The sequence below is a fragment of the Streptomyces sp. NPDC001315 genome (assembly GCF_042896175.1).
GTDB lineage: Bacteria > Actinomycetota > Actinomycetes > Streptomycetales > Streptomycetaceae > Streptomyces.
The window spans coordinates 1-25956 of the sequence record NZ_JBIAWZ010000031.1; the positions used below are offsets into that span (position 1 = coordinate 1).

Annotated in this window: 27 protein-coding genes and 1 pseudogene; 24 read left to right on the forward strand and 4 right to left on the reverse strand. The window is 67.1% G+C overall.

The window, feature by feature from the left end:
- The first annotated feature begins 245 nt into the window (after window positions 1-245).
- The 3 genes from ACFY16_RS39940 (at window position 246) to ACFY16_RS39950 (ending at window position 3445) form a co-directional block, all read left to right on the forward strand.
- The gene (locus ACFY16_RS39940; protein ID WP_390652148.1) at window positions 246-2069 is read left to right on the forward strand and encodes a hypothetical protein; all 1824 of its coding nucleotides are present in this window, start codon (window positions 246-248) and stop codon (window positions 2067-2069) included.
- A 35-nt stretch (window positions 2070-2104) separates the two neighbouring features.
- Entirely contained in the window at window positions 2105-2644 is a 540-nt protein-coding gene (locus ACFY16_RS39945; RefSeq protein ID WP_390652149.1) for a hypothetical protein, read from the forward strand.
- Between the two features lie 474 nt (window positions 2645-3118).
- Window positions 3119-3445 carry a hypothetical protein gene (locus ACFY16_RS39950; RefSeq protein WP_390652150.1) on the forward strand — a complete coding sequence of 109 codons (327 nt, stop codon included), beginning with the start codon at window positions 3119-3121 and terminating at the stop codon, window positions 3443-3445.
- 735 nt (window positions 3446-4180) lie between these two features.
- Here ACFY16_RS39950 and ACFY16_RS39955 read toward each other — a convergent pair.
- A pseudogene (locus ACFY16_RS39955) lies at window positions 4181-4947 on the reverse strand (transposase).
- On the opposite strand from ACFY16_RS39955, the gene ACFY16_RS39960 reads away from it, so the two are divergent.
- A complete protein-coding gene (locus ACFY16_RS39960) occupies window positions 4859-5404 on the forward strand; it encodes a hypothetical protein (protein ID WP_390652219.1) in 546 nt (181 codons plus the stop codon). The pseudogene ACFY16_RS39955 and the gene ACFY16_RS39960 sit on opposite strands and share 89 nt — an antisense overlap.
- 39 nt (window positions 5405-5443) lie before the next feature.
- Here ACFY16_RS39960 and ACFY16_RS39965 read toward each other — a convergent pair whose 3' ends face one another.
- The 3 genes from ACFY16_RS39965 to ACFY16_RS39975 form a co-directional block, all read right to left on the reverse strand.
- Window positions 5444-6520: a hypothetical protein gene (locus ACFY16_RS39965; protein WP_390652151.1), complete on the reverse strand. Its 1077-nt coding sequence runs from the start codon at window positions 6518-6520 to the stop codon at window positions 5444-5446.
- Window positions 6466-7119: a hypothetical protein gene (locus ACFY16_RS39970; RefSeq protein ID WP_390652152.1), complete on the reverse strand. Its 654-nt coding sequence runs from the start codon at window positions 7117-7119 to the stop codon at window positions 6466-6468. The genes ACFY16_RS39965 and ACFY16_RS39970 overlap by 55 nt, the downstream gene beginning before the upstream one ends.
- A 557-nt stretch (window positions 7120-7676) precedes the next feature.
- Window positions 7677-7973, reverse strand: a complete 297-nt coding sequence (locus ACFY16_RS39975; protein WP_390652153.1) for a hypothetical protein — start codon at window positions 7971-7973, stop codon at window positions 7677-7679.
- A 162-nt stretch (window positions 7974-8135) separates the two neighbouring features.
- Here ACFY16_RS39975 and ACFY16_RS39980 point away from each other — a divergent pair, with 162 nt between their 5' ends.
- The 20 genes from ACFY16_RS39980 to ACFY16_RS40075 all read left to right on the forward strand — a co-directional run bounded on the left by ACFY16_RS39980 (window position 8136) and on the right by ACFY16_RS40075 (window position 25950).
- Window positions 8136-8423, forward strand: a complete 288-nt coding sequence (locus tag ACFY16_RS39980) for a winged helix-turn-helix domain-containing protein (RefSeq protein ID WP_390652154.1) — start codon at window positions 8136-8138, stop codon at window positions 8421-8423.
- A gap of 64 nt (window positions 8424-8487) precedes the next feature.
- Window positions 8488-8769, forward strand: a complete 282-nt coding sequence (locus ACFY16_RS39985) for an Arc family DNA-binding protein (protein WP_390652155.1) — start codon at window positions 8488-8490, stop codon at window positions 8767-8769.
- On the forward strand, window positions 8766-9158 hold the full coding sequence (locus ACFY16_RS39990; RefSeq protein ID WP_390652156.1) for a hypothetical protein: 393 nt from the start codon (window positions 8766-8768) through the stop codon (window positions 9156-9158). The genes ACFY16_RS39985 and ACFY16_RS39990 overlap by 4 nt, the downstream gene beginning before the upstream one ends.
- 450 nt (window positions 9159-9608) lie before the next feature.
- On the forward strand, window positions 9609-10190 hold the full coding sequence (locus ACFY16_RS39995) for a hypothetical protein (RefSeq protein ID WP_390652157.1): 582 nt from the start codon (window positions 9609-9611) through the stop codon (window positions 10188-10190).
- Between the two features lie 40 nt (window positions 10191-10230).
- The gene (locus ACFY16_RS40000) at window positions 10231-11040 is read left to right on the forward strand and encodes a hypothetical protein (protein ID WP_390652158.1); all 810 of its coding nucleotides are present in this window, start codon (window positions 10231-10233) and stop codon (window positions 11038-11040) included.
- 59 nt (window positions 11041-11099) lie between these two features.
- Window positions 11100-12350 carry a mucin-2 gene (locus tag ACFY16_RS40005; protein ID WP_390652159.1) on the forward strand — a complete coding sequence of 417 codons (1251 nt, stop codon included), beginning with the start codon at window positions 11100-11102 and terminating at the stop codon, window positions 12348-12350.
- A gap of 67 nt (window positions 12351-12417) precedes the next feature.
- Window positions 12418-12957: a hypothetical protein gene (locus ACFY16_RS40010; protein ID WP_390652160.1), complete on the forward strand. Its 540-nt coding sequence runs from the start codon at window positions 12418-12420 to the stop codon at window positions 12955-12957.
- A gap of 333 nt (window positions 12958-13290) precedes the next feature.
- A complete protein-coding gene (locus ACFY16_RS40015) occupies window positions 13291-13776 on the forward strand; it encodes a hypothetical protein (protein ID WP_390652161.1) in 486 nt (161 codons plus the stop codon).
- A 65-nt stretch (window positions 13777-13841) separates the two neighbouring features.
- Complete coding sequence (locus ACFY16_RS40020; RefSeq protein ID WP_390652162.1) at window positions 13842-14792, forward strand: hypothetical protein; 951 nt, start codon at window positions 13842-13844, stop codon at window positions 14790-14792.
- Between the two features lie 929 nt (window positions 14793-15721).
- Window positions 15722-16438, forward strand: coding sequence for a hypothetical protein (locus ACFY16_RS40025; protein WP_390652163.1), 717 nt, complete (start codon window positions 15722-15724; stop codon window positions 16436-16438).
- Window positions 16439-16455: 17 nt separating this feature from the next.
- Entirely contained in the window at window positions 16456-17304 is an 849-nt protein-coding gene (locus ACFY16_RS40030) for a hypothetical protein (protein ID WP_390652164.1), read from the forward strand.
- The gene (locus ACFY16_RS40035) at window positions 17301-18608 is read left to right on the forward strand and encodes a CpaF family protein (RefSeq protein ID WP_390652165.1); all 1308 of its coding nucleotides are present in this window, start codon (window positions 17301-17303) and stop codon (window positions 18606-18608) included. Before ACFY16_RS40030 ends, ACFY16_RS40035 begins: the two co-directional genes overlap by 4 nt.
- Window positions 18609-18676: 68 nt before the next feature.
- Window positions 18677-19675, forward strand: a complete 999-nt coding sequence (locus tag ACFY16_RS40040; protein WP_390652216.1) for a type II secretion system F family protein — start codon at window positions 18677-18679, stop codon at window positions 19673-19675.
- Window positions 19672-20592, forward strand: coding sequence for a type II secretion system F family protein (locus ACFY16_RS40045; protein WP_390652166.1), 921 nt, complete (start codon window positions 19672-19674; stop codon window positions 20590-20592). Before ACFY16_RS40040 ends, ACFY16_RS40045 begins: the two co-directional genes overlap by 4 nt.
- Before the next feature lie 89 nt (window positions 20593-20681).
- Entirely contained in the window at window positions 20682-20933 is a 252-nt protein-coding gene (locus ACFY16_RS40050) for a hypothetical protein (protein ID WP_390652167.1), read from the forward strand.
- 85 nt (window positions 20934-21018) lie between these two features.
- Window positions 21019-21438, forward strand: a complete 420-nt coding sequence (locus ACFY16_RS40055; protein ID WP_390652168.1) for a TadE family protein — start codon at window positions 21019-21021, stop codon at window positions 21436-21438.
- Entirely contained in the window at window positions 21439-21876 is a 438-nt protein-coding gene (locus ACFY16_RS40060; protein ID WP_390652169.1) for a TadE/TadG family type IV pilus assembly protein, read from the forward strand.
- An 80-nt stretch (window positions 21877-21956) separates the two neighbouring features.
- Entirely contained in the window at window positions 21957-22373 is a 417-nt protein-coding gene (locus tag ACFY16_RS40065) for a TadE/TadG family type IV pilus assembly protein (protein ID WP_390652217.1), read from the forward strand.
- A 36-nt stretch (window positions 22374-22409) separates the two neighbouring features.
- Window positions 22410-22871 (forward strand): hypothetical protein, encoded by a 462-nt coding sequence (locus tag ACFY16_RS40070; protein WP_390652170.1) that lies wholly within the window; start codon window positions 22410-22412, stop codon window positions 22869-22871.
- 130 nt (window positions 22872-23001) lie between these two features.
- Window positions 23002-25950: a BTAD domain-containing putative transcriptional regulator gene (locus ACFY16_RS40075; protein WP_390652171.1), complete on the forward strand. Its 2949-nt coding sequence runs from the start codon at window positions 23002-23004 to the stop codon at window positions 25948-25950.
- Window positions 25951-25956 lie beyond the last annotated feature (6 nt).

A 25956-nucleotide genomic window follows, 5' to 3' on the forward strand; every position in this document is an offset into this window, starting at 1 on the left:
AGATCACCACGAGTCACGCAACCGGTCTACCGCATCCAGCACCCTCCCGAAGCGGGAATGACCGATCCGTGATCTCAACTCAGAACAGGCCCTAGCCCCACTCCTTGGCTGACGAAAAGACCGTTCGCACTGGCGAAACCATGCGCACGACAGATAGCGTCTGTAAGTCTGACGTCGCACAGCGTCACGGCTGCGGCATCACCCAACAACTTCACGCGCTTGAACACCGACCTAGGGGGAAGTGCATGCGCCCGGACGACGGCGGCGGAGACTTCCGCGGCATCAACCCGGACAGACTTGGTGATTTGATCAAGGTGATCAACACCAATTCCGGCGATGGTGGTGCGGCGGGCCAGCCACGCATCAACAGCTGGATGAGCCAGGTGCGGCGACTTCAGATGGACACCTCTCGCCTGACGAAGATGACCAAGCACCTCAGCTGGGCGCACGATCAACTCCCTATGCTCCGCCGCCGACACAGCCTGGCCATGGATGAGGAGAGGCGGAACAAGGAGATCGGTCTCGGCGGCGGCATGGTCTCCGCCGGCGCCGGCGACATCGGCAGGTTCAAGACCCAGTCCGAAGCCCAGAAGGCCGCAAAGAAGGACGCGAAGGCCTACAAGGACGGGGACATGGATCTCGACGAGTACATGAAGAAACTCGAGGCCAACCAGACCGACCCGGACTACTGCAAGGCCGCGATGGACGAACTCGGCGACACGGCGCTCTACCGGCTGCAGGACGGCCCTATGATGTACAACCCCGAGAACCCCGAAGCCGGAACACGCATTCTGGCGACGGCGGTCGCCACCGCCATGCGGAACGGAACGTCGTTCAAGGACGACCACGGGAACGAGGACCTGCAGCACCTGTCCGGACTCCTGGCCTACGCCGACTTTCCGACGGACGTCGTAGCAAACCTCGGCAAACAGTGCCTTGCGCCAGCCAACTACATGTACGGCAAGCAGGTCTGGGAGGCCATGGGCACCGACCCTGCGGCCTCCACCAAATTCCTGCACGACAACATGGACGTCATTCCGGCCTGGATGAAGGATGACTCCGACCACCACGGCGGACTTCCGGACTACCAGGCGAAGGCGTTTGCCGGGGTAATTGCGGCGGGGACGCTGAACGGGATGGGCGCGGATGAAAACGTAGCCGCGGACAACACCAAGAAGCTCATTCAGTATTACGCCAGCCACGACGGGGAGCATACCCATTCAGAGGTGCAGGCTGTTTTTGCCAAGGATATCTCCCACTACTTCCCGGACCTTCAGGCCTCATTGACCGACCCCGGTTTCACAGACATGGACCTGGGCAAGGGACATGTCACTGTCACTTCGGAAGAGTGGCAGGCCTTCACCGGCGAGGCAATGCAAAATGCAGATGCAGGTGCAAAATTGCTGGTCTATGCTGCGCAGCAGGCTGATGCGTTGTCCAGTGATAACCCGAAAAATCCGGTAGCGACGCACGCATCCGGGGTAATTGAGGGATTTTTCAGCCAGGAGGCGGACAATGTTTACCAGCAAATGGTGCACGACCAAAAGGAAGGAGCAGACGAATGGAAGAGTAAGTTTCAAGAGCAGGCCAATACGGCAGCAGACACCGTGATCGACGTCGCTCTAGATCCACAGGGCGCTGCCAAGACTGTCACGGTGACCGTTGTCAAGGATGTGATTCACCTTACTACGGACGCGTTCTGGCCGGATGGCGATGCCCCTAAACCTGCTCCGCCCAAGGATGTCACCTGGGCTCACGACTGGCAGAGGGAAGCAGCGAACAAATATGTCGTGGAGGGTGGGAGGTTCAAGCCGGTTACCACCCCTGACGGAATTACTTGGACCGGGGACGCGGCGGAATACGCTAAAGAGTACAACTGTCCTGAGTTTCTTAACTCGCGAGGGCTACTAGAATTGTCTGGGTCGGCTGATCAGCAGGCGGCTCAGAGGGTGGCCTATAACGCCTGGCTGAAAGACCCTGCAGTAGGGCAGTCGATCGCCGGGGACGACGGATTCACTACACGTGATCTCGGTCGCCACGACGGTCAGGATTTGGCAGGTGCATCGTGATGCGGCGATGGCTGCTAACCGTTGTCCTTCTTGCGGTGACCATCAGTGCCTGCTCAAGTGGCAGCAACAGGCCGAGTGAAGCGGATGGTAAGAAAATAGCCAACGAAACCCGGCGGTCAGTTGCCGAGACCTATTGGCAACTCTATAGCTCGATTGACGACGCGGCGTTCACGACGGGTGCCGACGGGTCATTCGCGCGATGCGAAAAGAACGACCAAAAATTGGTGCGCTATACCGTCAGGACCATACTCGATTCCCGGGACAGTAAGGGAAGTAAAGAAACGGAGGAGCAACTCACATCAGCAGTGGCCGCACGCTTCTCGCGCGTCGGCTGGCATCTGTCACAGGGGCTTCACCGTTCCGCGACAAAGGGCGGCATTAAGGCGGAGTTGTTGCCGCCTGAATTTTCTGGCGACACCGCGACAGTGGCATTCGAGGTACAGAGCAAGTGCGTGGATGTGGGTTCGATAACGGATAGACTGGTGGACAGCTACGGCCCGAAAACGGACGTCTATGAGAGTTCGAAGAAGGACGCGGCTCCCATTCCTACGACGTTCCCCAAGCCGGGTGTCTAACGTGGCGTATGCACTTCATGGCACAAGGATCCGGCGGTAGAAAATAAGGTCGCCGGTGTTATGGGGTCACGACTTTGCGCAAGGTCGCTATGACGACCAAGAACCTGGTGGGTGGCTGATGATGCGTCGGCGATGGCCCCGGCCGCTTTCCTGTTGGCCATGCCCTGGGGCTTGAGTTCCTTCAGTGGATTTCACCGTTCGGCAACTGGGAATGTCATCAGCGTTGAGCTCATACCGTCACCAGTCGATGGAATTTCGGTCGAGTGCAGGAGCGGAGTGAATGCGTGAAGGTGGGCAAGGCTGCGGGTGCGCTCACAGGTGACTACGCCAACGTATCGGACAATTATAAAAGCTCTCAGGCATCGGCATCTCCGGTCCCCACGGCATTCGATAAGCCATAGGTGCAGTCTGCGAATGAGGCGCCGGTTCAGCGAACCAAGAGCATCGACGGTATGGCCCCTGTGGGAGGTAGCGATGACTGACCAGGCTGAAAAGAAGGTTCCAAGCCCCGTATGGCAGGAGTTGGACAAGCTCTACCAAGAGGTGTCCAAGGACATCGCTACCGTGGCCGATGCGCTCAAGACCGCCGACAGGCAGATGGCCGCCGGCAAGGGCGACGTCTGGGTCGGTCCCAATGCCCGGGCCTGGGGGAGCGATCTGCACGGAGCCAATGCGGACCTGTCCAAGCAGGCGCATGACTTCCTGGCCGAGGTGCAGAGGCAGCGCGCTTCGCACCCGAAGGAAGTCACCCAGGCAGAAGCGGACACCGAGCGTCGATTTCTAGCCGGGCGGCTGGGCTGACCACACTCTCCGAGGCCGGTGTGCTGCGATCAGCAGTGCTATCGCGGCCTGCACATACTGTTGGTTGGTCCTGGTGGGTGCCGATCGCCGCCTACCGCGCTTGAAAGCTTCCCTCGCTCTTCTCCGGCCAGCCACAATGCCCGTCGGGGTCGCGGGACGCGTTCTGGCTCGGCGGGAGGATTCTGCTGGGCGGTGGCCGTGGACTCGTCGGCGAACGGTCCCTGCCAGATGGGGAACTGACCTCGACCGTTACAGGTCACCACATTCGGCTGGGCCGGGTGGCGGGTGCGGTGACTGGGGGGCGAAGGTGAGGGCGCCCTCTGGCGGCGCGCCGCCGCGACGGTGACGAATGCGATCAGTGCCGCGGAGGTCAGTACGGCGGCAGTCGTGAGGGGCAGCGCGACGGCGGTGTGGTGGCTGTGCTCGGGCGCCGGGTTGTTGTCCCCGTACTCGTTCACGCCCCTCAGCGAGCCCAACAGATGATCGAGCGAGCTCGTCAGGTGCTCGCTACGTCCCGCACGAACGCATGGCCCCATTTCAAGTGCGGCGTACCCGGCACACACGAGAGCCAGGCCGAGCGGGACGCCGGAGAGGGTATTCCACGCGGCCCGGGGGTGTGCAGCCGGGAAGGGACGGTGCGGAGGCTGCGGGGTGTCGGCGTCGTTCCTAAAGGCTGTCCCGTAAATGAACTTTGACTCGCCGGGAGTGGGGTCGGTCGCGGTGCGGTCCGCTCGCCTATCCGGCGAGGGCGAGGTTGTGCAGGCGAGCGATGCCGAGCATGGCGTGATGGACTCCGTCGCCCTTGAGACGGCAATCGCGCCGGATCTTCCAGCTCTTCATCCGGGCGAAGGTGTGCTCAACGCGGGCGCGTACCTGTTTGTGGGACTTGTTGTGTGCCTGCTTCCAGGCAGGTAGTTCTTCGCCCTTGCGACGCCGGTGGGGCATGACCAGGCCGGTTCCCGGGTAGCCACCATCGGCGATCGTCATCGTGTTGCCGACGGCGGACTTGCACCCGGATTCCTCCCATGCCTTGCAGTCATTGCGGTTGCCGGGAAGCGGCCGACCGACCACGACGACCAGGCGGCTGTCAGCATCGATGACGACCTGATGGTTGGTGGAGTAGCGATAGTTCTTCGACTGTTCGGCCACCGAGTGGTCGCGAGTGGGCACCAGAGTGCCGTCCACAATGAGCACGGTGTCCTTGCGGAACCGCTTCCGGGGCTGGAGCGCGAGCAGGGGCCCGAGGTGGTCGATGATGCGGTCAGCCGCGGACTTCGAGACGCCGAAGAGCGGGGCGAGTTGGCGCATCGTCAAGTTCGTGCGCCAGTACGCTGCGATCAGCAGCACCCGGTCCTCCAACGACAGCTCCACGGCCGGCCCCTGCGGGCCGCGTCAGCCCCGTCACGACGCAGCATGGTCACCAACTTGCCGAAGCAGCGCGGACTCAGCCCGGTGAACGGGGCTATCCAGGACGACTGTGACGCCGTGATCACACCAACCATGTGGCAGATCATTTCAGTTGCCGACACACTCCCCACGACCGATCCTGAGCACCGGACGAGCAAGGAGGACAGGATGGGACTCGCGCTCTTCCCCGGAGACGACGATGTGACCAGTCCGGACATCTCCTGGTCCTACACCGGCTTCAACATGTTCAGGGAGTGGCTGGCCCAGGCCGAGGGGTTCACCCTTTCCGAGATGTACGGCTTCGGCGGAGACCGCCCGTGGAGCAGCGTCTCAACGACTCTGGCACCACTCCTGGATCATCCAGATGACGACGGTCCGGACCTCACGCCCGCTCAATGTGCGGCCATGCTGCCCCGGCTGGAAGCGGTCATCGACCAGCTGCAACACGATGGCAGTGACCCCGTTCTCCAACGACGCATCGACGACACCCGCCAGTTGGTCACCGTCATGAAGTTCTGCCTGGACAAAGACATTGAGCTCATCTTCGGCTGACCATGGGACCGCAGACGGCCAGAACTTACGGGACAGCCCTTAGCGGTTGACTGCTTGGATCTCCTGGACCGTGATGTCCTGGGTCGTTCCGAAGACGCCATTGGGGAGTTTTCCTGCCTCGCCGTTGGAGCCCTTCCAAGTAATCTCCCAGGTGACGGTGGCCTTCAGTTTGTAGGCTCCGCCGCCGGAAGAGCGAAGGTAGGTGACACCACAGGGCGGAGTTTTGGCGGCCTTGCCTGCGGCGTACGGCTCGCCGATGGAGCCGTCGGCGTTGATCGTGCATTCGCCGTTCGCGGGGTAGGTGGTCGCGTCGGCGGTACCGGGCTCCAGCTTCAGGGAGACGGGCTTGGCGGTCGTCGTGGCTGAGAGGTTCCAGCCGGCGACATCGAGGGAGGCGGTCACGGACACCTCGTGGAAGTCCGTCGCGTCGAGCCAGGCCCAGGTGGGGAGGTTGACCTTCGTACTCTGCTCAGGAGCGAGGGTGACCTTGGTGTCGGGGACCTGGATCCGGCTGTAGGCGAGTCCGGCCAGTGTTTCCGCATCAATGGCGTTCTCCACGTCCGGAGTTTCGCCGTTGTCAACCCAGAAGTCGGCCTTGTCGCAGGCCCAGATTGCATCGTCGCCGATACGGCTGTCATCTCGGGCCGAGGTCCAGAACATCCCCTCGCCGCTCTTCTCCTTGTTGAAGTCGGTATAAGGATGGCCCTTGATGAATCGGTTCTCGAATCCCTCCTGAGCCTCCTTCTTCCCAGAGAAGAGTGGGGTGTTGACGAGATCCTTGTACTGCTGCTCTTTGGCTTCGGGCGTGTACTTCGGCTCGTACCAGCATGCAGGTGGAGTCCAGTTACCCACGGCCGTGACCGTGCCGGTGGACTTTCCGCTCCCGTTCTTCGACAGGTCGAAACTGACTTGGGAGCTGATCTCCTGGTTGTGGGAGCCGGCGCCGGTGTCGTCTTCGTACTGGGAGTCGTCAGTGATGGTGGCGACAGCTGTGGTCGGAAGTATCAGTGACGTAGTAGCCAGCACGACGGTCGTGCCGAGCGTTGCGGCAAGGCGAAGCCTCACGGAGTGCACGCCTTGTTCCCCCTGTCTGACAGCCCATCCGTCGTCTGCCACACGCCCTGCTTGTTCTTCTCGACCTTGACGTTGTAAAGGACGTACGAATCGTCCGTCACCGCAGTCTTGTTGGTCTTGTTGGTTTTGCGGGTCTTGCTGAAAGCCTGGCTCTCATCGGAGCAGTAGCGAACAGACCCGGACGTGTCGCTGGACAGTGTCACCCGGGGCGCGAAGTACCTGATCTTGCCGGTGATGCTCAGGCCCTTGTCGATGAAGGTCTGGACCCACTCCGACGTGGTGACCAGCGCGTCACCTTGGTAGTAGAAGGACAAAGCCGATTCTTTGGTGCTGCCCTGGGTGATCGCGAAGTCGGTCGCGGTCTGAGCGCCCTGGACATCGGCCAGCAGTGCGTCCTTGGAGGAATCACCCGTCTTCCAGTCTTCGAACGTATCTTGCAAGTCCGAGGGCAGGGTGACGTTGGGGCGTTGCACCGAGCTCGTTGCCGATGCGTTCGGCGAGGCGGATGCGGTGTCGCCGGAGTCGGCGCCCTCGATCTTGTCGTTGGCTTTCGAATCGCCGTCGCTGCTGCCGCAGGCCGTCAGCAGCAGGGCTGCGGTCGCGGCGAGCGCGGCAGCAACGGGCAAAGGGCGGCGCTTCACATGGGCTCCCCGTGATACAGAAGTTCAGTCAGTGGCACAGACGGTATCTGTGGGGTTCCCGGTTTCGCCAGCGCGAACTTCCCTACGAGTGAGGGCAATTAGGGGCGTATGGGGCTCTTGTTGACGTGCGCTGTGGCCTGATCGTGCCCCAGGAGGTGACCGCCACGGACGCTTGGCTGGTTGCGTCCGTGGCCGTCCTCGTTGCGGGATTCCGTTTCGTTATCGCTGCGCTTTGCACCTCTGGCACGCGCACGGCGGATACGCCGACGTCCACGGCAACGGCTCAGCGCGCCCGCCGGCCAGGATTTCGACCCTGCCTCGATCTTCGGTCACGGTGCCCTCGGTGTCGATCTTGTAGACGTGGAGGGTGAGGCGGGACTGGCGGGGGGCTGTTGCCAGGAGCTCGAGTACGTCCGTCAGAGGCGGGTAATAGGTGGCGCACTCCGGGCATGCGTACACGTTAAAGCCGGGGCCCGTCGCGGCGTGGACCTCGTGAACCAGGACTGGTTCGTCCGTGGTGCGTTGGCAGCGGGCGCACATCCGCACGGCGGGGCGCGTCATCGGGGGGTCGCCGGTACTCGTACGCCGTGGATCCGTTTCGGTCCTACGTCGATGCCGAGAGTCGCCAGGCGGGCGGCTCGGCGGCGTTCGCGTTGGCGGCGGAGTTCGGCGGGGTCCAGGACGTAGGGGCGCACGAGGTGTGATGCGTCGCCGTCGAGGAGCTCGGTGAAGCGGGGTGGTGGCGTGGGGATGAAGCGGAGGGGTGGGAGTGCGCCGAGGCGGTGTCGGCCGCCTGGGCGTGGGGTGCAGATGCTCAGCACCCAGGCGAGGGCGCGGAGAGTAAGGTCCAGCATGTTGACGCTCCTAACTAGCGTTGGCCGCGCCCCGGGACGGTTGCCTCCGTCGCCGGGGTCTTCACTTAGGCAGGCACGCTACAGGGTGATGCTGGGAGGTGTATAGCGGTTAGGCGCGCTCCGTTGGTATGTGGAGCCGAGTGGCGTCGTACGTTGTTCGATATGACGCCAGATCCCGGACAGTCGCCGATCGACCCCAACAAGATCGCGTATGTCTACATGCAGATGGCCGATCACATCGCTGAACGGATCGCCAAAGGGGAGCTCCGGCCTGGTGCTCGACTGCCGGGTGAGCGTGATCTTGCCGCCGAGTACGGAGTCGCGCATCTGACTGCCCGCCGCGCCACCCGCGAACTCCGCGAACGCGGTCTCGTGGTCACGCTCCCCGCGAAGGGCACCTTCGTTGCCTATCCCGAAACTGGCGAGCCTGTAGATCGCGACGACACCTAGGCTCCGCTGGCAACGGGTTCGCGGACGGGAGCCGGGAAGCGTATACGTCACGTATACTCGGTGCGTGTCTGACGTCATGATCCGCGTGCCCTCTGAAGTCCGTGACCAGCTTGCCGCCGTGGCTGAGGCGCGCGGTACCAGCCTTCGGGCCCTCATGCAGGAAATAGCTGCTCAGACTCTGACTCCTGAGCAGATCAAGGCGCGGGCCGATCGCACCCGTGCTCTGCTTGCCGAGCGGTTCGGGCATTACGTCACGGACGAGGAGTCCGCCGAGATGCGGCGCAAGATGAGTGAGGCCGCGGCTGCTCGCCGTGCTGCTCTGGCAGATGCGGAGTCGTCCCGTTGAACGAGGTCGAACACTATGTCCTCGATTCCCCGACCCTCCTTGCGATGGGAGGCAACAAGCAGGTCTCCGGTCTCATTCACGCGGCTGCGGCCAGCGGTGACGTTCGGCTCTGGGTGCCCATCCTGTGTCTCCTGGAGGCGGAGCGTGAGCGTGGGGGGATCGTCGAGCACGCCGGCGTGCTGGTCGACGTGATGCACCTGATCGACGACGACTACACGATGGCCGTGACCGTAGCCGAACTGTGCCGCGACGGCGTCCCGTTCGGTGCCGCGGCGGCGGTGCATGCCGCCCGGCCGAACCAGATGCTTCCCGTGGGGGCGCTCGTCGCAACGGTCGAGCCAGAGTTGTACGACGGTCTTGGTGTCGGAGTCATGGACCTGAATTCCTGACAGGAGAGCGACTTCGGCTGCGCCCCAGCAAGGCCGTTCGTGGTGACCGGGTCAGCTCGCTTCTGTGCTGGGCGGCGGCGCCTGTCCGAGATCGGCCCACTCCGCGAACACCAGCTCAAGAGGAGGCGCTCCTGACCTTCGGCTTGCCGAGGCTTGGCAGTCCTTGTGCCAGTCCAGGTTCGTACGCGGCGGAGTTCCTTCAGGTTGCCGTCGACGAGGGCTGACGTGACGCTGCATGACGCCAACTGCCTGTCAGGCGGGCTTCGCGCGCAGGTCGTGAGGGGGCCGCGTGGGGTGCGCTATGCGTATTGATTACTGTGGCTTTACTGTGGCTTGATGCGGGGCGGGTGGTCTGCGCTGCGGTTGCTTGCCCGAGGTGCGGGGGTCTTTTCCGGTAAGTCCCTTTCGGCTGCTTCGGGGGTGCGGAGAGAAACGAGAGGCGTCGGGCGTATGAGCGGAGTTTCCTTCGAGCTTCAGCGTGCGGCGGCGTCCGCCAAAGGGCCTCGGGGTGAGGTCTTCTCGTGGGTGGGGCAGGTTGAGGGGCTCGGTCGTATCGAGCTGGCCTTCCCCACCGAGCACAGCGACTATCCGGCCGAGTACTGCGAGGTGGCCGTGAGCGGGGAGAGTTTCCCGCTCACCACGTATCTCGGGTTGCGTTACCTGCGGCGTCCGTTGCTCGCCAGGGGCGAACTGCGGGTCGACTGGGATCCCGCGGAGCTCAGCCGGAATGTGTGGTGGCCCGGGCGGAAGGGTCGCGCCCTTCGGATGAGGGTCAAAGGGCGTACGTACACCTATGCGCAGCTGGGCAACAAGCGCAGTCACGAGCTGGTCCGGCCCGGTGCCGGGGTGCGGGTGAAGCGGTCGAGCTGGACCAATCCGCGGACCATCACCGGGACTTGTATCGGTGAAGCCGACGCCCTCGACATCAGTCTCGCGCTCGTTCTCGAGGCCGTGTACACGCGCAATCTCTCCATGTCCGGCGCGCTGGTGTCGCTGCCCGGGCGTTTCCTCAATCGGTTCAACGATCTCTGACCGGTTCAACGATCTCTGGATTTCAGGGGGACACGACAGAATGCCTTCGATAGATGCGGCTCGGCGCCGGCTGCGGCTGTCCGATTCCCACGTCAGCGTGCTGGGACTGCTGGTGGAGGAAGGCCGGATCCCGGACGAGCTGGCTCAGGCGTACGGCGAGTTGACGGAGGCGGGCGTCCTCGACGCCGAGGGCAAGATCTCGGCCGATCTCTACCCGCTCGTCTCCACGCTGATGGAGCCGCGGGTCATCGCCCGCGTCGAGATGACCGGCCCGCAGGGCGTCACGAGCAGCGGTGCCGTCGTCGGCGACGACTTCATCTTCACGCACGAGAACTGGCCCGGCGAGGCCGAGTCGGAGTACGTCCCCGCGGAGCCGGAGACGCTTGTCTGGGCCCTGGCCCGGATGGTGGACCTGCACCGGGACTTCACCGCCGAGGTCGACTCCGGCGAGGTCATCGCCTCGACCATGGGCACCCTCGACGACGTGATTGCACGTATGGAGGCAGGGCAGTTCGAGGAGCCGGAGGCCGTGGCCGAGACGGCCGGAGCGCCCGTGCGGCTGGCCGAGGTGCTGGCCCATCTGAACTGCATGTGGCGGATCACCGTGGCCTGGCAGGGGGCGGAAGCGAGCGGGAGTGAACTCGCAGTCTCGGCACTCGCGGTATGGGACTGCGGGCTCGAGGGCTATTGGCTGCGTGAGCTGCCGGCCGAGCCCATTGCCGAGGGCCAGGTGGATGCGAGCAGCGAGCTGCGGGTGCGGCGCACCTCGGCGAAGGAGCTCTGGCAGTTGATCACCGATCTGCTTCCGGACGGGGAGCAGCTCGCCTCCACGCAGTCCCAGGCGTCCTGAGGCCTTCGCCTTCGAGTAACAGTCATTGCTCTCAGTGCAGCACACGATCACGGGGAAAAATGAGCGACAAGCGCATGGCCAATCCGTCGGACCTCGAGCACCTCGCCAAGCTGCTCGACGGGAGAGGCAACCTGCGGGACAAGCTGGACGAGGCGTTCACCCGGGCCTCCCGCCTCGGCGTGGGTGGCAAGCTGAGCTCTTTGAAGCCGATGAGGAACTGGGCCGATGACACGGCTGTCGACCTGCGGCGGCGGGCAGCCGTTCTCTATGCCGAGCAGGGCGATCCAAAGGCCGCAGCGCTGTACGCGGGGTTCAAGCCGGAGGAGCTTAAGGGTGCCACCCTCTCACCCGAGGCCATGCTGATAGCCAATGCCTCCGTCGCGAACGGCGACAAGTTCGACGCCGGTTGGCTGAAGCGCAAGCCGGGTGAGACATACCAGGACTGGTTGCAGCGCATTCCGGGGGATGCCGTCGCCAAGGTGAGCGGCGATGAAAACCTCGGCGAGGTGGTCGGCGACTACATCAACTTGACTGCCCTCGCCTCGACCGTCCCGGGTGCCTTCAAGATGACTGCCGCGGGCACCCTCGGCCTGGTCAAGTACTTCAAGAGCCTTAAGACCCCTGGTGAGGTCAAGTTCCTGAAGGCGCCCGGCACGACCCTCGCGCAGATCCTCAAGGGGCGGCCGCCGTCCTACATTCCCGGCAGCATCGCCCGCATCGGCGCCAGGATCGGTGCACGCACCCCCGCTCCGATTCTCAACGTACTTACCGGAAAAGACAGTCTTGCTGCTCTTGCCGGAAAGCAGTTCGCCTGGGAAGCGAACCTGCTCAAGGTAGGGAAGAACGCCTCTGCGCTGAGCAAGGCGGCCGGGGCGGGCCGCGCGGGTGCCTTCGCCTCTGGAGCCGGAGCGGCGATGCGCACGGCCGGTTTCTGGCGCGCGGCCGGTATCGGCGGCAGCATCGTGGCCACGGGCATCGGCGCGTTCGATGTCTATCAGGAGGGCAATCCTGTCGACGCGTTCAAGCGGGACAAGGCCGGATACGTCGCGAAGGTGTCCGGCGTCGCCTTCAACGCCTCGCTGACCGCAGCCATGATCGCACCCAACCCGGTGACAATCGGCGCGGCCGTGGTCACCGGCGCCGTCTACGGGGTCGCCACCATCGTCGACAACTGGGACACGGTCAAGAAGTTCCCGGGGAAAGTCGCCGACGCCGGAGCATGGGCCGGTAAGAAGATCGGTGAGGGGGCCAGCAAGCTGGCGGACGGTGCGAAGAGCATCGGCAATGCCATCGGCGGACTCTTCGACTAGAGCGGGTGAAAGGTACATGAACGGGTTTACGTTCGAGCTTCAACGGTTCACGAACACAGTGACGTCAATGAATCAGCACCAGGTGTCCTTCTGGCGAGGTGACGTCGGTCGGCTGGGTCCGGTGGAGCTTGTCGTTCCCGCCCTTGAGGCCGTTTCTGTTGCTGATCGGAGCAGCCGCAAGGGTGCGATGGTGACCGGCGAGAACATCCCGGTGTCCGCCTTCACGGGGCTGCCGTACGGCGGGCGGCCCCGTCTCGCCCGGGGGCGGCTGAGTGTCGCTGGGCAGGACGCGGCCTTCTCCCGGAAGACCCTCCGGACGAGCAGGGGCGGTCGGGCGCTCAGGATCTGGGCCGTGGGGCGGGAGTACCGGTACCGGGAGGAGGGGAACCGGCGGCACCACGTGCTGGAGCGACCAGAGTCCCGGATCGTCATGGCCCGTTCCAGTTGGACGGACCCTAGGAGTATTTCCGGAACGGCGCATGGAGCCGTGGACTCCGTGGACATCAGCCTCGCCGTCCTGTTCGAGGGCGTGTACACGCGCAACCTGTCGCTACGAGGGGCGCTGATCTCGGCGCCGGGGAGGCTCATGGACCGGCTGGGCGATTAGCCGTCCTGCGGCGGATGCATCAAGTGCCTTTGCTGTGAAGGCGGCTTCACGAAGTTCACAGAGTCGCATCAGTCCCATGGGGCACTTGGCCCCGCACACGCCCATCGTGGGAACATCCCATGGCACGCAGATCATCTACCTCGGGGGACGAACGTCATGCTGACCACGCGACAGAGGGCGGCCACGGCCGGCCTTCTTGCTGCCGTCGCCTTCTCTGCGACTGGTTGCAGCAGCGATTCGGGCAACGGCTCCGCCAACGACAAGATCAAGGGGGCCGGGTCGGAGGAAAGCAGTTCCGCCTCGCCGTCCGCTTCCGCTTCGGCTGAGAAGAATGTGCCGACCTTCGACCTTCCGTCCGGCCTCACGGTCTCCGTGGACCGGAGCTCGACCGGCGACGCGACGAAGGACGCGATTCTGCGGGACACGGCGTACTCCGCGCAGGCCAACATCGAGGCCTTCGCGCAGGGGAAGAGCCAGGCCGCCAACCTGAACCGCTACTTCGCCGGGTCGGCCCTCACCTACTGGACCGGGCAGGTCGCGGACTTCAAGAAGGACGGGCTGACCCTCACGGGTGACTACCGGTACTACGACTTCAAGGTCACGGACGTCGCGAACGGCAAGACGGCGGCCGTCACCTACTGCGAGGACCAGAGCAAGGCATTCAGCAAGGAGATCAAGTCGAAGAAGGTGCTGCGCACCTCGCCGAGCGACAACAGCTACGTCCTGTACACGCTTCAGGCGTCGAAGGACACGGCCGGCGACTGGCAGGTGACGCGGCAGAGCTGGAAGAAGGGGGACGCCTCGTGCGTGCAGGGATAGGAACAGGGGCCGTTCGTCCGGTTCTGCGGACGGCCGCAGCCATCGGGCTCGTCATGGCGCTGGGGATGAGTTTCCCGGCGTACGCGGACGACACCCGTGGCGGTGGCGGCAGCACGGGGAACACCGACAACACCGACACCGACTCCGGTGCCAACTCCGGCAACGGCACCATCGGTGCCCACATCCAGATCCACCAGAGCAAGACCGGCTCGGGCGGCTCCAGCACCACCGCCACCTCCTCCAACGCCAACTGGAAGCCCCCGGTGTGCTGGTACGAGCCGATGTACACGTCGGAGGAGTACGAGAAGTTCATCAAGTCCGCGTACGACGGCGCCGGTGAGCCCGCGGCGAGCTACGCAAAGAAGCGGGACGGGGAGAAGTACCACAAGGGCGACGACGGTCTGTGGTGGCAGGTGAAGTTCCGTGACGACACCTACACCGAGGCTTGCCCGGTCACCACGGACAACTGGGAGATCTGGGTCCCGCCGGTCGATCCCCAGCCGGACCCGAACAAGCTGACGCCGGAGATCCTCTCCGAACTTGCCTACAACTCCACGAAGTTGCCCAAGCCGCCGGTGGTGCTGAGTCCGAATGCGGACCGGCTCATCGTGAACCTCGGTACGCGGGTGACGTTCGAGGGCGACTTCGACCGGGTGTGGACGACGGCCAGCATCAACTACCAGGGCGTCCAGATGGCCGCGACGACCGTGGCGACCCCTGTGGCGCTCAAGGTCGACGCCGGCACCGCCGACGCCGACCCGCAGACGTGCACGTACGACCTGGTCAAGGGCGACGGCGGCTACACCGTCGACAGCAAGGACGCGGGCTGCAACGTCACGTACCGCCGCTCCTCCGGCGACGGCACCTACCCCTTCAAGGCGTCGATCACCTGGAAGGTGACCTGGACCGACTCGGCCGACCCGGACGGTCCCGCGCGGCAGCCGGGGCTGCCGGACGGGCTGTCGACGGTCGAGCAGGATGTGACGGTCAAGGAGATCCAGGCGGTCAATCGCTAGGAGGGGCCAACCATCCGTGGCCTCATCGCCTTCGGCGAGGAGGCACGTCCGTGTGGCTGCCGAGTCCCTGTCACTGCCCTTGTCCCGGTTGGAGTCGGGCCGGTCCCTCCGTGAACAGGTCCTCGGCGGCCTCGGACCGTCTGGCATATGCGTGCGGTTCACCCATTGCGGTGACCGTGGAAACAGGCCCCTCCCGGGCGGGGGCCCGCGCTCTGAGTCCACTGCCTTCTGCCGGCCGGCCGCGGGCCGACTCGGCCTTCCCGGCCGCACACGTGGTCAGCGTGATGCCGGCAGCCGCATCGCTCAGGTTGCCCTTTGAGAGGACGCGCCTGAGGTCGGCCTGCGGTGTGCCGAGGGGGAGTTGGTTCATCGGGTACGCCGACGGCGCGCAGGCCTGCTTGTCGACCGTGACTTCGGCGGTGGACTCGGCCCATCCATCGCAACAGCCGCCCCTCGTGCCCGTCATCCGCTGTCCCTCGTCCTCGCGGCGAGCAAAGATCACGGCATGCGGGCGACCCATGCGCGATCCGTCCCTTCGTGAGCAAGTCGTGCAGGCCTCATGGCCGGTAGGTGACGAAGGGTCTGTGGTGAGTCGAGGTGGGCAAGATGACAGAGCGGCAACAGATTCGCGGCCGCACACCGGAAGGGGCCCACTCGGGGGCTGTGGCCAACTGGGCTGCCTTAGCCGCCAGTTGCAGTTGGATAACGGCGGGTGTGGCGTGCTTCACGGGTCTCCGCTCGCCTTGAGGGGCCTATGTGCGGCTGATACCGTTCGATCGCTTGACACTCGCCTCCGCGTCGGCCAATTGCCCGGCTCGGGCCCAATGTCCGGCGCGTCCCGCATACGGGACGACAGGGGGAGTGTCCGGATTTGCAATGAATGCAAAGAAATTGGCAGACGATTTCTTGGGTGTACGGGGAGCGGTTGCGTGAAGATCCAGGAGCGTACGGGGGCGGGCGCGGGTCGTTCCGCGGGGCCGGCTCAGCCGTCGGTCGGTGACCGGCTTCCCACGCCGCCTCGCGAGCGCAAGCCCGCGTTGGCCGCGCTTGCGGTGCTGCTCATCCTGGTCGGTGCGCTGGGCGCGACCACGCTCGTGCTGCAGGCCGGGGACCGGATCGAGGTCGTGAAGATCACGGCGGAGATTCCGGCCGGCGGGCAGGTGAGCACGGCCAATACGACGTCCGTCCTGGTCGCCGAGGACGCCGGCATCCACTACGTGCCGTGGTCCCAGCTGAACCAGCTGAAGAAGCTGAAGGCCGTCAGCACCATCCCCGCCGGGGTCGTCGCCGTGGGTGAGATGTTCGGCGGCGGGAGCAAGCTCGAAGCCGGTAAGGCGACCGTCGGCCTCTCCCTCAAGGAGGGTCAGTACCCGACCGGCCTCGAGAACGGTGACGTCGTGGCCGCGTACCGCGTCGGCAGCAGCACCGGTTCCAGCTCCGGCGAGAGCGGTTCGTCCACGGGCAACAACACCCTGCTCGTCGACAAGGCGCAGGTCAGCTATGCGGGCGACCAGAAGAAGGGCGACGAACTGGTCAGCAGCACCAACCTGCCCGTCACGCTGATCGTCGACAGCGACAAGGCCGCCGAGCTGGCCCAGGCCGCGTCCAACGGCGAAGTCGCCCTCGTCCTCGTCCCCAGTAACTAAAGGCGGCTTTCGAACCCATGGCTCTCATCGCTCTGGCCGCCGACAAGGGTTCCCCCGGCGTCACCACCGCGGCCGTCGCCCTCGCGGCGGTCTGGCCGCGGCGCTCCCTGCTGGCCGAGACCGACCCGGCGGGCGGCGACCTCGTGTACCGCAGTGCCGCCGCGCACGGCGGACAGCTCAACCCGAACATCGGCATGCTGTCGATCGCGGCGACCGCTCGCCGCGGCCTCGTGCCGGACCAACTCTGGGACCACGTACAGCCGTTGAGCGGCGGGCTCGAAGTCGTCGTCGGGCTCGGGAACGCCGAGCAGGCCGCCGGTCTCGCCGGGCTGTGGCCGACCCTCGGGCACGCCTTCGCCTCGCTCGCCGACTCCCCGAACGCGCCCGCCGACGTCATCGCCGACTGCGGCCGCATCAGCGGCGACACCCCGGCCGTGGAGCTGTTCCCGCACGCCGCGCTGGTGCTGCTGATCTCCCGTACCGAGCCCGAGGCCATCGCCCGCGTCCGCGACCGTGCCGCCGCCCTGTCGGCCAAGCTGCACGGTGGCCCGCGCGGCGCCGCGAGCCTGGGCAACCCGGTGATCGGTGTCGTCCTCGTCGCCGACCCGGGCACCGCGGGCAAGCTGGTCAACCAGGTCAACGACATGCTCGTGCACGCCCAGACCGGCGCCCGGGTGGTCGGAACCATCGCCGACGACCCCGCCGGCGCCGAGCAGTTGGCGGGCCGTAAGCGCGGCCGTCTCGACAAGTCGCTGCTGATCCGCTCGGCCCGCAAGGTCGCCGCCGACCTCTACCAGCAGTACGGCGCCGCCTGGGCCGTACCGCAGCAGGGGCCGGTCACCGGTCATGCGGGAGCCGGCCGATGACCGCTGTCGACCACCAGTTGGTCAAGCGGTTCCGGCAGGACGCCGGCGACCGTATCGCCGAACAGCGCCGCCTCGACCAGGTCTCCGGCGTCACGCCGATGTCCAGCGAGGACGAACGGCAGTACGCGCGCGCGGTCATAGCCCAGATCCTCGAGGACTACGCCCGTACCGAGATCAACGCGGGCCGTACGCCGCTGGACGCCGAGACCGAGGAGCAGTACGCGGCCGCCGTGCACGCCGCGCTGTTCGGTGTCGGACGGCTCCAGCCGCTCCTGGACAACCCCGAGGTCGAGAACATCGACATCAACGGCAGCGACCAGGTCTTCGTCGGGTATGCGGACGGACGCGAGGTCAAGGGCGATCCCGTGGCCGAGACCGACGAGGAGCTCATCGAGCTCATCCAGGTGCTCGGCGCGTACTCGGGTCTGTCGTCCCGTCCCTTCGACTCCGCGAACCCCCAGCTCGACCTGCGGCTGCCGGACGGTTCGCGTCTGTCGGCCGTCATGGACGTGACCCGGCGCCCGGCGCTCTCCATCCGTCGCGCCCGCATGGGCAAGGTGTTCATCTCCGACCTCGTCGGCAACGGCACCATCGCGCCGGAGCTCGGGCACTTCCTCGCCTGCGCGGTGCGCGCCCGCAAGAACATCATGATCGCGGGAGCGACGAACGCCGGTAAGACGACACTCCTTCGCGCCCTCGCCAACGAGATCCCGCCGAACGAGCGCCTCATCACCGTGGAGCGCGCCCTGGAGCTCGGGCTCGACACCTTTCCCGAACTCCACCCCAACGTGGTGGCGTTCGAGGAGCGGCTGCCCAACTCCGAGGGGCAGGGCTCCATCTCCATGGCGGAGCTCGTGCGCCGGTCGCTGCGTATGAACCCCTCCCGCGTCATCGTCGGTGAGGTGCTCGGCGACGAGATCGTGACGATGCTCAACGCGATGTCGCAGGGCAACGACGGCTCGCTGTCCACGATCCACGCCAACAGCTCCCACGAGGTCTTCAACCGCATCTCGACGTACGCCCTCCAGGCGTCCGAGCGGCTGCCCATCGAGGCCAGCCAGATGCTGATCGCCGGCGCGGTGAACTTCGTCGTCTTCATCCAGCGGCGCAACAACTACCACAGCGGCGGCCGACTCCAGCGCGTGGTCACCTCCGTGCGCGAGGTCAACGGCGTCGACGGACGGGTGCTGTCCAGCGAGGTGTTCGCCGAGGCGCCCGACGGCCGGGTCGTGCCGCACGCCCCCATAGCCTGCCTGGAGGAACTGATCGCCTACGGCTACCAGCCCCACGGAAGCTGGGGGTGAGCGCGATGACCACTGTGACCCCTATGGCCGAGACGACGACCTACTCGGCTCTCGGCTCGCTCGGCTCCATGGGCGGACTGTTCTCCACCACCGTCCTGTACTCGATCGGCGCCGGTGTCGCCGTCGGCGGCGGACTCGCGCTGCTCATGGTCGCGATCCGCGGACTGCCCGCCAAGCCCGAACACGAGAAGCAGAAGGCCAGCGAGCGCGCGAACGAACTGATCCGGTTCGCCGGACAGCGCGGCTCGCTCGCCGCCATCGTCGGCCTCGTCGTGCTGCTGCTGACCCGCTGGGCGGTGGCCGGTATCGCGGCCGGCGTGCTCGTCTTCTTCTGGGACCGCCTCTTCGGCGGCGCCGGGGAGGAGAAGACCGCCATGCGCCGTGTGGAGGCCCTCGCCTCCTGGACGGAGTCGCTGCGCGACACCATCGCGGGCGCGGTCGGCCTGGAGCAGGCCATCCCGGCCTCGGCGCGCGCGGCAGCTCCGGTACTGCGGCCCCACCTGGACGCCCTGGTCGACCGGCTGCGCTCCCGTACGCCGCTGCCCGACGCGCTCCAGATCCTCGCCGACGAGATCGACGACGCGTCCGCCGACATCATCGTCGCGGCACTGATCCTCAACGCGCGGCTGCGCGGCCCGGGTCTGCGCCAGGTCCTCGGCGCCCTGGCCAAGTCGGCGCGCGAGGAGGTCGACATGCGTCAGCGCGTGATGGCCCAGCGAGCGTCGACGCGGCGCTCCGTGCAGATCGTGGTCGCGGTCTCGATCGCCTTCGTCCTCGGACTGTCCATCTTCAACCGTGACTTCGTGGAGCCGTACGGCACCGCGGTCGGCCAGCTGGTCCTCGCCGTGGTCTGCGGCCTGTTCGCGCTCGGCTTCTGGTGGCTGCGCAAGCTGTCCACCATCGAGACGCCCGAACGCTTCCTGGTGCGCGACGAGTCGGCGGTGCAGTTCGTACGGCCCCGGATGCCGGCCCAACCGGGTCAGGGCCAGCCGGGTCAGGCGCATCCGGGCCAGGCTCATCCGGGTCAGGCCCAGCCGTTCCAGTCGGAAGAGGGGGTACGCCGGTGAGCCTGACGATGCCGATCATGGTCGGCGCGGTCCTCGGCCTGGGCATCTACGCCCTCGTACGCGCTCTGATGCCGTCCAAGCGGAGTGCCGTCGCGCAGGTCGCGCGGATCGACGCGATGCGGGCGCGCGGGTCGGCGTACGAGTCGGCCCGCCAGACCAATGACACCGGACGCCTCGGCTCGCTGCGGGCCGAAATCGGTGTCCGTGTCTCCGAGTTCTACCTCCAGCAGGGGTGGGAGCAGCGCTCGCTGCGCGCGGACCTCGCCGTGCTGGACCGCAGCTGGGAGAAGTTCCTGGCGACGAAGGTCCTGCTGGGGGTGGCGGGTCTGTTCTTCGGGCCCTTCCTGTTCGCGATCGTCTGGACGCTGGGCTTCGGCCGCAGCCCGGTCATCCCGGTCTGGCTGGCGCTGATGTTCGGGGCCCTGTTCTTCTTCCTGCCCGACCTGGAGGTGCGGCGGGACGCCGCCGAGAAGCGGCGCGACCTGCGGCGCGTGATCGGCGCCTACCTCGACCTGGTGTCGATGAGCCTGGCCGGTGGCCGGGGTCTGCCCGAGGCGCTGATGGCCGCGGCGGAGGTCTCCGACGGCTGGGCGACGCACCGCATCCGCAACGCCCTCGCCGACGCCCGCATCACCGGCATCAGCCAGTGGCAGGCGCTCGGTCAACTGGGCGAGGACCTCGGCGTGGAGGAGCTCAAGGACCTCTCCGCCTCCCTCGCCCTGGTCGCCGACGACGGAGCGAAGGTGCGCGAGTCGCTCGCCTCCCGCGCCGAGACCATGCGGCACCGTGAACTCGCCGAGATCGAGGGCAGCGCGGGCGAGAAGTCGCAGTCGATGCTGGTGGCCCAGCTGCTGCTGTGCGCCGGCTTCCTGGTGTTCCTGATCTTCCCTGCGGCGATGCGGGTGTTCCAGGTGTGAACCGCTCGACTCGTTCGATTCGTCCTACGTTCCGTATGACTGCCAGACGTCCCAGCTGAGTTGAGAGGACAACTCCCATGAACACTCCCATGAACCGAGGCACTTTCCACACCGGCATTCCCGCGGTGGACTTCCTGGTCACCTTCCTGCAGGCCCGCGTCGAGCGCGCTCGCTCCGGCGAACTGGACCGCGGTGCCTCCGCGGTCGAGTGGGTCATCATCTCCGCCGTCGTGGTGGCGATCGTCGGCGTGGTGGCCGCGATCATCAACGCCGCGCTCAGCGACGGCGCCAACAAGGTCGGCGACTGCATCAAGGGCGCGAGCGCGAGCGGCACCTGCTGATCGAACGTACGAGGTTCGGAGTACGGGGATACGGGGATACGGGGTGCTGGTGGGCGTAGGCAGATGGATACGCCGCAGGGTGGACATGGCGCGTGACGCGGCATCCACCCGCGGCGACTCCGGCATGACGGCGATCGAGTTCGTGCTGCTCACGCCCGTCCTCTTCTTCATGATCTTCGCAACGGTACAGTTCGCGCTGTACTTCTTCGCCGACCATGTGGCCCAGGCGGCCGCCCAGGCCGGCGCCCGCAAGGCCCGCGCCACCGCCGACCAGCAGCCGGGCGCCTGGCGGGGCGAGGCAGGTGACGTGGTCGACACGTACATCAGGCAGCTCGGCCCCAAGCTCGTGCTCTCGCCGAACGTGACGATGCTTCAGCCGGAGCGGAACACGGTGGGCGTGGAGATCACGGCCCGGGTGCCGACGGTGTTCCCCGGGCTGGACCTGACGGTGCACGCGCAGTCGTCGGGGCCGGTGGAGCGGTTCGTGCGGGAAGGGGAGAACTAGATGGACTCCTCCCTGATCGAACGCCTCACGCAGGACACGCGGCAGGGCGGCGACCGCGGTCTGTCCACCGTCGAGGTCGTGATCCTCGCCCCCGTGATGATCCTGTTCATCCTGGTGCTGGTGGCCTTCGGCCAGCTCGTCGACGGGCGTGGCGCGCTCGACGGCGCGGCCCGGGACGCGGCGCGCGCGGGTTCGATCCAGAAGGACCACGGGACGGCGATCGCCGAGGCCCGCAAGGCGGCCGAGGCCGACCTGGCGGACGTCTGCTCCGGCCCGGTGTCGGTGACCCAGACGAGTGCGGGCTTCGAGCCCGACACCATCTTCACGGTCGAGGTGAGCTGCGAGGTGCGCGGCCTGGCGATGCTGGGCCTGGACGTCCCGACGACGCTGTCGGCGAGCTTCAGCTCACCGCTGGACCCGTTCCGGAGGACGGCGTGAGAGAACTCGTACTTCGCGCGGGGCGGTCGGGACGGTTCGGATGGAGCGAGCGGTCCTGGTGGGTCACCCGCCGCTCGCGTCTGGACGACCGGGGTTCCGGCGCCGGCGCGGTCATCATCTTCGCGCTGGTCTTCCTCTCCCTCTCGGCCTTCGTGATCGACGGCGGCATGTCCATCTCCAAGCGGGAACGCGCCGCCGACATCGCGGAACAGGCGGCCCGGTTCGCCGCCCAGGACATCGACCGCGAGGCCCTCTACGACAACGAGAACGGGCCCGCGCCGATCAACTACCAGAACTGCAACAACCGGGTGAAGACCTTCGCTCGCGAAATGGACATGACGGGCGTGGACATCGCCGCGAGCCACTGCGTGGCGGCCGACGCCCAACAGGTGCAGGTCGAGATCCAGTTGACGTACTCGCCGGTGTTCACCGGCATGTTCTACGGCGGGAACGTGGTGGTCCACGGGCAGGCAGTGGCGGAGAACGAGGTCGGCTGACCGGCCCGAAGACAAGCAGAGAGACGGAATCCCCCCATGCGGTACGAAGAGAAGATCCCCAAGACCTGGATGACCGTCACCACGGTCCTCTACGTCGCCGGCATCGCCTGGATGGGGGTGGGCAGCCTGCCCGACGACCTCGGTCTGTGGCTCGGTCTGTCGGCGATGTTCCTCGTGCTGATCTGGGTGCCGTTCAACGCGGTTCCGCTGTCGAAGTACCTCTACAACCGCATCCAGATCGACGGTCGGACGCTGCGGGTCGGCCGTGAACGGATTCCCCTCGCCGAGCTCGACCCCACGACCGTGCTCGCCCCGCTCGCCCCGCACGCTCCGTTCCCCGGCCACGGCAACCCCCGCCTGGTGGGTGGCGGCTGGTCCGTTCCCATGGGCATGGACAGCGTGGTGATCACCACCCGGCGCGGCGAGGCCCTGACGGTCCCGACCCGGGACCGGTCGGCGTTCCTGACCGCGCTCGGCTCGGCCCTCGGAGTCGGGTGACCGCGATGGCCACCGCATCCCTTACCGGGTGTCAGTCGGAGTCCATAAGATCTCCTCAGCTCTCCGTACGTAAAACCCGCCCCCCGACCCACTCCCTCCCCACACGACCCAGGACACCAGGACACCCGCCATGGCGCGACGCAGCACTTCAAGCTCGACGGGAAGCCCGACGGGCCCGCGGAACCGTACTCCGCAGCCGGTGCGGCTGCGGCGGCGTACGTTCGGGGACTTCGTGAAGGCGTTCTTCGCCTTCGTCGCCCTGCTCGCGCTGGTCGTCGGCGTGCCGGGGGCGTTGGCGGTGACGGTCGGGTGGCCGCTGCCCAGCGGGGCGCCGAGCCTCGACTGGTTGCAGCAGGAGATCACGGTCACGACGTTCCTGAACATCCTGACCGTCGTCGTCTGGCTCGCCTGGGCGCAGTTCACCGCGTGCGTCCTCGTCGAGGTGAAGGCGGCGGTGTCGGGTGTGGGCGTGCCGGGGCGGGTGCCCGGGTCCGGGCCCAGCCAGCTGCTCGCGCGGCAGCTCGTCGCCGCGCTGCTGCTCGTCGGCGCCACGGCCGCCAGCCTCACGCCGGGGCTCTCGCAGCTCGGGCACAGCATCGAGGGCAACCAGAAGGGGACCGTGGCCGCCGCGCAGGCGACGCCCGGACTGTTCGCGCAGCAGCAGGAGCAGGCCGCGTCCACCGCGGCCGCCCTCGCCGAGCAGGCGTCCCACGCCCAGGCCGACGCCGACAGCGGCACGGCCAAGCACGGTGACACGAAGTACTACCGGATCCAGCCTCCCGAGGGGCGCCACCACGACTCCCTGTGGGAGATCGCCCAGCGGCACCTCGGTGACGGGCGCCGGTACAAGGAGATCTACCAGCTCAACAAGGACCGTGTGCAGCCGGACGGTTCGCGGCTGTCCGAGGCGAGCCTGATTCGGCCCGGCTGGATCATGGAGATGCCCGGGGACGCGCGGGGCGGCGACCTCGTCGAGATGCCGGAGGCCTCCGCCACGGTCTCTCCCGAGGTCCAGCAGCAGATCCACGACTACTCGAAGTCCGGGGACCACGCCCAGGGCGGTGGGCACCAGCAGGGGGCCGGTGCCGCCCAGGTGTCGCTGCCCCAGCAGCGGCCCGCCACCGACGGCGGCCACCAGCAACACCAGCAGCACCAGCAGGCCGCCTCCTCCTCTTCCGAGTCCGGCAGCCACTCCTTCGGGCTTCCCGAGGCCCTGCTCGGCGCGCCCCTGCTCGCCGCCGGTCTCCTCGGCGCCCTCGGCCGCCGACGCCGGCAGGCGCTGTGGCAGTCGGCGATCGGGACCCTCGGCGGGCGCCGCGGCATGGAGCCGCCGACCCCGACCGGCGACGCCCTGGACGTCCAGGACGCGCTGCTCGTCGGCGCCGACCCCGAGGGCGTACGGCTCCTCGACCGGTCCCTGCGCGGCCTCGCCGCCTCCCTCGCCGGTGAGTCGCGGGCCCTGCCCACCGTGTACGCGGCCTGGCTCAGCAACGGCGACCTGCACCTCCAGCTCGCCCAGCCCGCAGGCAAGCCGCCCGCGCCGTGGCAGCTCGGGCAGGACCAGACGTTCTGGGTGCTGGCCCGCAGCGACGCCGAGCGGTACGGCGACCTCGACACGGCCGCCCCCTACCCCGGCCTCGTCAGCCTCGGCACCATGGACGACTCGCGCCTGCTGCTCAACCTGGAGGCCGTGCCCGGCATCGTCTCGCTCAGCGGCCGTGAGGCCGACCGGGCGGCCGTGTTCGCGTCCGTCGCCGCCGAACTGGCCACCAACGGCTGGTCGGACCGCATGACGATCACGCTCGTCGGGTTCGGGGAGGACCTCACGCCGCTCGCGCCCAACCGGCTGCGGCACCTCGACGGCATCGAGGCGCTCGTCGAGACCATGGAGGCCGAGACGCGGCAGCGGCGCGGAGCGCTGGGCGCCGCCGGCCACGACTCCGTCCTCACCGGGCGTACGGGCCCGGCCCAGCACACCCGTTGGGCCCCGCACCTCGTGCTGCTCGCCGCCCAGCCGTCCGCCGAGGACGCCGTCAAGCTCGCCGAACTCGCCGCCGACGCCAGCCGTCTCGGCATCGGCTACCTCGTCGGCACCGAGACCGGCCAACTGCCCGGCGCCGCCTGGGAGATGGAGATCACCAGCGAGGGCACACTGCGCGCCCCGCTGCTCGGACTGGAGCTGGCGGCCCAGTTGCTGCCGGTCGCCCAGCAGCGTGCCGTCGTCGAGCTGTTCGTGCAGGCCGACCCCGAACACGGCCCGGACGGGCCGACGACCACCCCGCCGTTCCTCGTCGACATCAGCGAGCAGGGGCGGCCCGCGGTGTACGCGCGCCTCGTGGGCTCGTACGAGATCATCGGCCTGGAGGCCCCCGACGGCGAGCGCAGCGCACTGCTCCACGAGGCGCTGGCCCTGCTGCTCCTGCACCGCGAGGGTGTACACCCGCGCGTGCTGTCGTCCGCGCTGTGGCCGCGCGGTGTCACCGACGACGTGCGTGACGCGCTGATCGACCGGCTGCGCGCCTGGCTCGGCACCGACCCGGACGGCTCGCCCCGGCTCACCGCCGACGCGACCGGGCGGCTCACCCTCGCCAAGTCCGTCGTCTCCGACCTGGACGTGCTGCGCTCCCTCTACCACGAGGCCACGCAGGGCAAGGGTGTCGACAGCCGGGCCGTACGCGGCCGGCTGCTCACCGACGCGCTGGTGCTGGTGCGCGGTCCGCTGCTCGCCGACCGTGCCGAGGGCCGCTACCGCTGGCTCACCCACGAGATCATCGACGCCCAGCTGCCGCTGCTCGTCGCCGACATCGGGCTCGCGCTGTCCGAGTTCCACCTGGAGAAGGGCCGCGCGGAGAAGGCCATCGAGGCGCTGAACGCGGCCGTGCGGACCGCCGCTGCCGACGAGCGGCTGTGGCACGAACTGCTGCGCGCCACCCACGCCACCGGCGACACGGACCGGCTGACGACCCTGGCCGCCGACCTCATCGGCCGCAGCGGGGCGCGTGGCCTGCCGCCGCGTACGGAGGCGCTGCTCGACGAGCTGTTGCCGACCTGGCGCGACGGCGTCGCCGCGGTGGGATGAGCGGGG

Bases quoted from the DNA above. Each gene is read 5' to 3' on its own strand.
- ACFY16_RS40055 (WP_390652168.1), top strand. From the start codon at position 21,019: ATGGCGCGTGACGCGGCATCCACCCGCGGCGACTCCGGCATGACGGCG.
- ACFY16_RS39960 (WP_390652219.1), top strand. From the start codon at position 4,859: ATGGTCACCAACTTGCCGAAGCAGCGCGGACTCAGCCCGGTGAACGGG.
- ACFY16_RS40010 (WP_390652160.1), top strand. From the start codon at position 12,418: ATGAATCAGCACCAGGTGTCCTTCTGGCGAGGTGACGTCGGTCGGCTG.
- ACFY16_RS40030 (WP_390652164.1), top strand. From the start codon at position 16,456: ATGGCTCTCATCGCTCTGGCCGCCGACAAGGGTTCCCCCGGCGTCACC.
- ACFY16_RS40070 (WP_390652170.1), top strand. From the start codon at position 22,410: ATGCGGTACGAAGAGAAGATCCCCAAGACCTGGATGACCGTCACCACG.
- ACFY16_RS40040 (WP_390652216.1), top strand. From the start codon at position 18,677: ATGGGCGGACTGTTCTCCACCACCGTCCTGTACTCGATCGGCGCCGGT.
- ACFY16_RS39940 (WP_390652148.1), top strand. From the start codon at position 246: ATGCGCCCGGACGACGGCGGCGGAGACTTCCGCGGCATCAACCCGGAC.
- ACFY16_RS40035 (WP_390652165.1), top strand. From the start codon at position 17,301: ATGACCGCTGTCGACCACCAGTTGGTCAAGCGGTTCCGGCAGGACGCC.
- ACFY16_RS40060 (WP_390652169.1), top strand. From the start codon at position 21,439: ATGGACTCCTCCCTGATCGAACGCCTCACGCAGGACACGCGGCAGGGC.
- ACFY16_RS40005 (WP_390652159.1), top strand. From the start codon at position 11,100: ATGAGCGACAAGCGCATGGCCAATCCGTCGGACCTCGAGCACCTCGCC.
- ACFY16_RS39995 (WP_390652157.1), top strand. From the start codon at position 9,609: ATGAGCGGAGTTTCCTTCGAGCTTCAGCGTGCGGCGGCGTCCGCCAAA.
- ACFY16_RS39980 (WP_390652154.1), top strand. From the start codon at position 8,136: ATGACGCCAGATCCCGGACAGTCGCCGATCGACCCCAACAAGATCGCG.
- ACFY16_RS39950 (WP_390652150.1), top strand. From the start codon at position 3,119: ATGACTGACCAGGCTGAAAAGAAGGTTCCAAGCCCCGTATGGCAGGAG.
- ACFY16_RS40000 (WP_390652158.1), top strand. From the start codon at position 10,231: ATGCCTTCGATAGATGCGGCTCGGCGCCGGCTGCGGCTGTCCGATTCC.
- ACFY16_RS40075 (WP_390652171.1), top strand. From the start codon at position 23,002: ATGGCGCGACGCAGCACTTCAAGCTCGACGGGAAGCCCGACGGGCCCG.
- ACFY16_RS40050 (WP_390652167.1), top strand. From the start codon at position 20,682: ATGAACCGAGGCACTTTCCACACCGGCATTCCCGCGGTGGACTTCCTG.
- ACFY16_RS40020 (WP_390652162.1), top strand. From the start codon at position 13,842: ATGAGTTTCCCGGCGTACGCGGACGACACCCGTGGCGGTGGCGGCAGC.
- ACFY16_RS39975 (WP_390652153.1), bottom strand. From the start codon at position 7,973: ATGCTGGACCTTACTCTCCGCGCCCTCGCCTGGGTGCTGAGCATCTGC.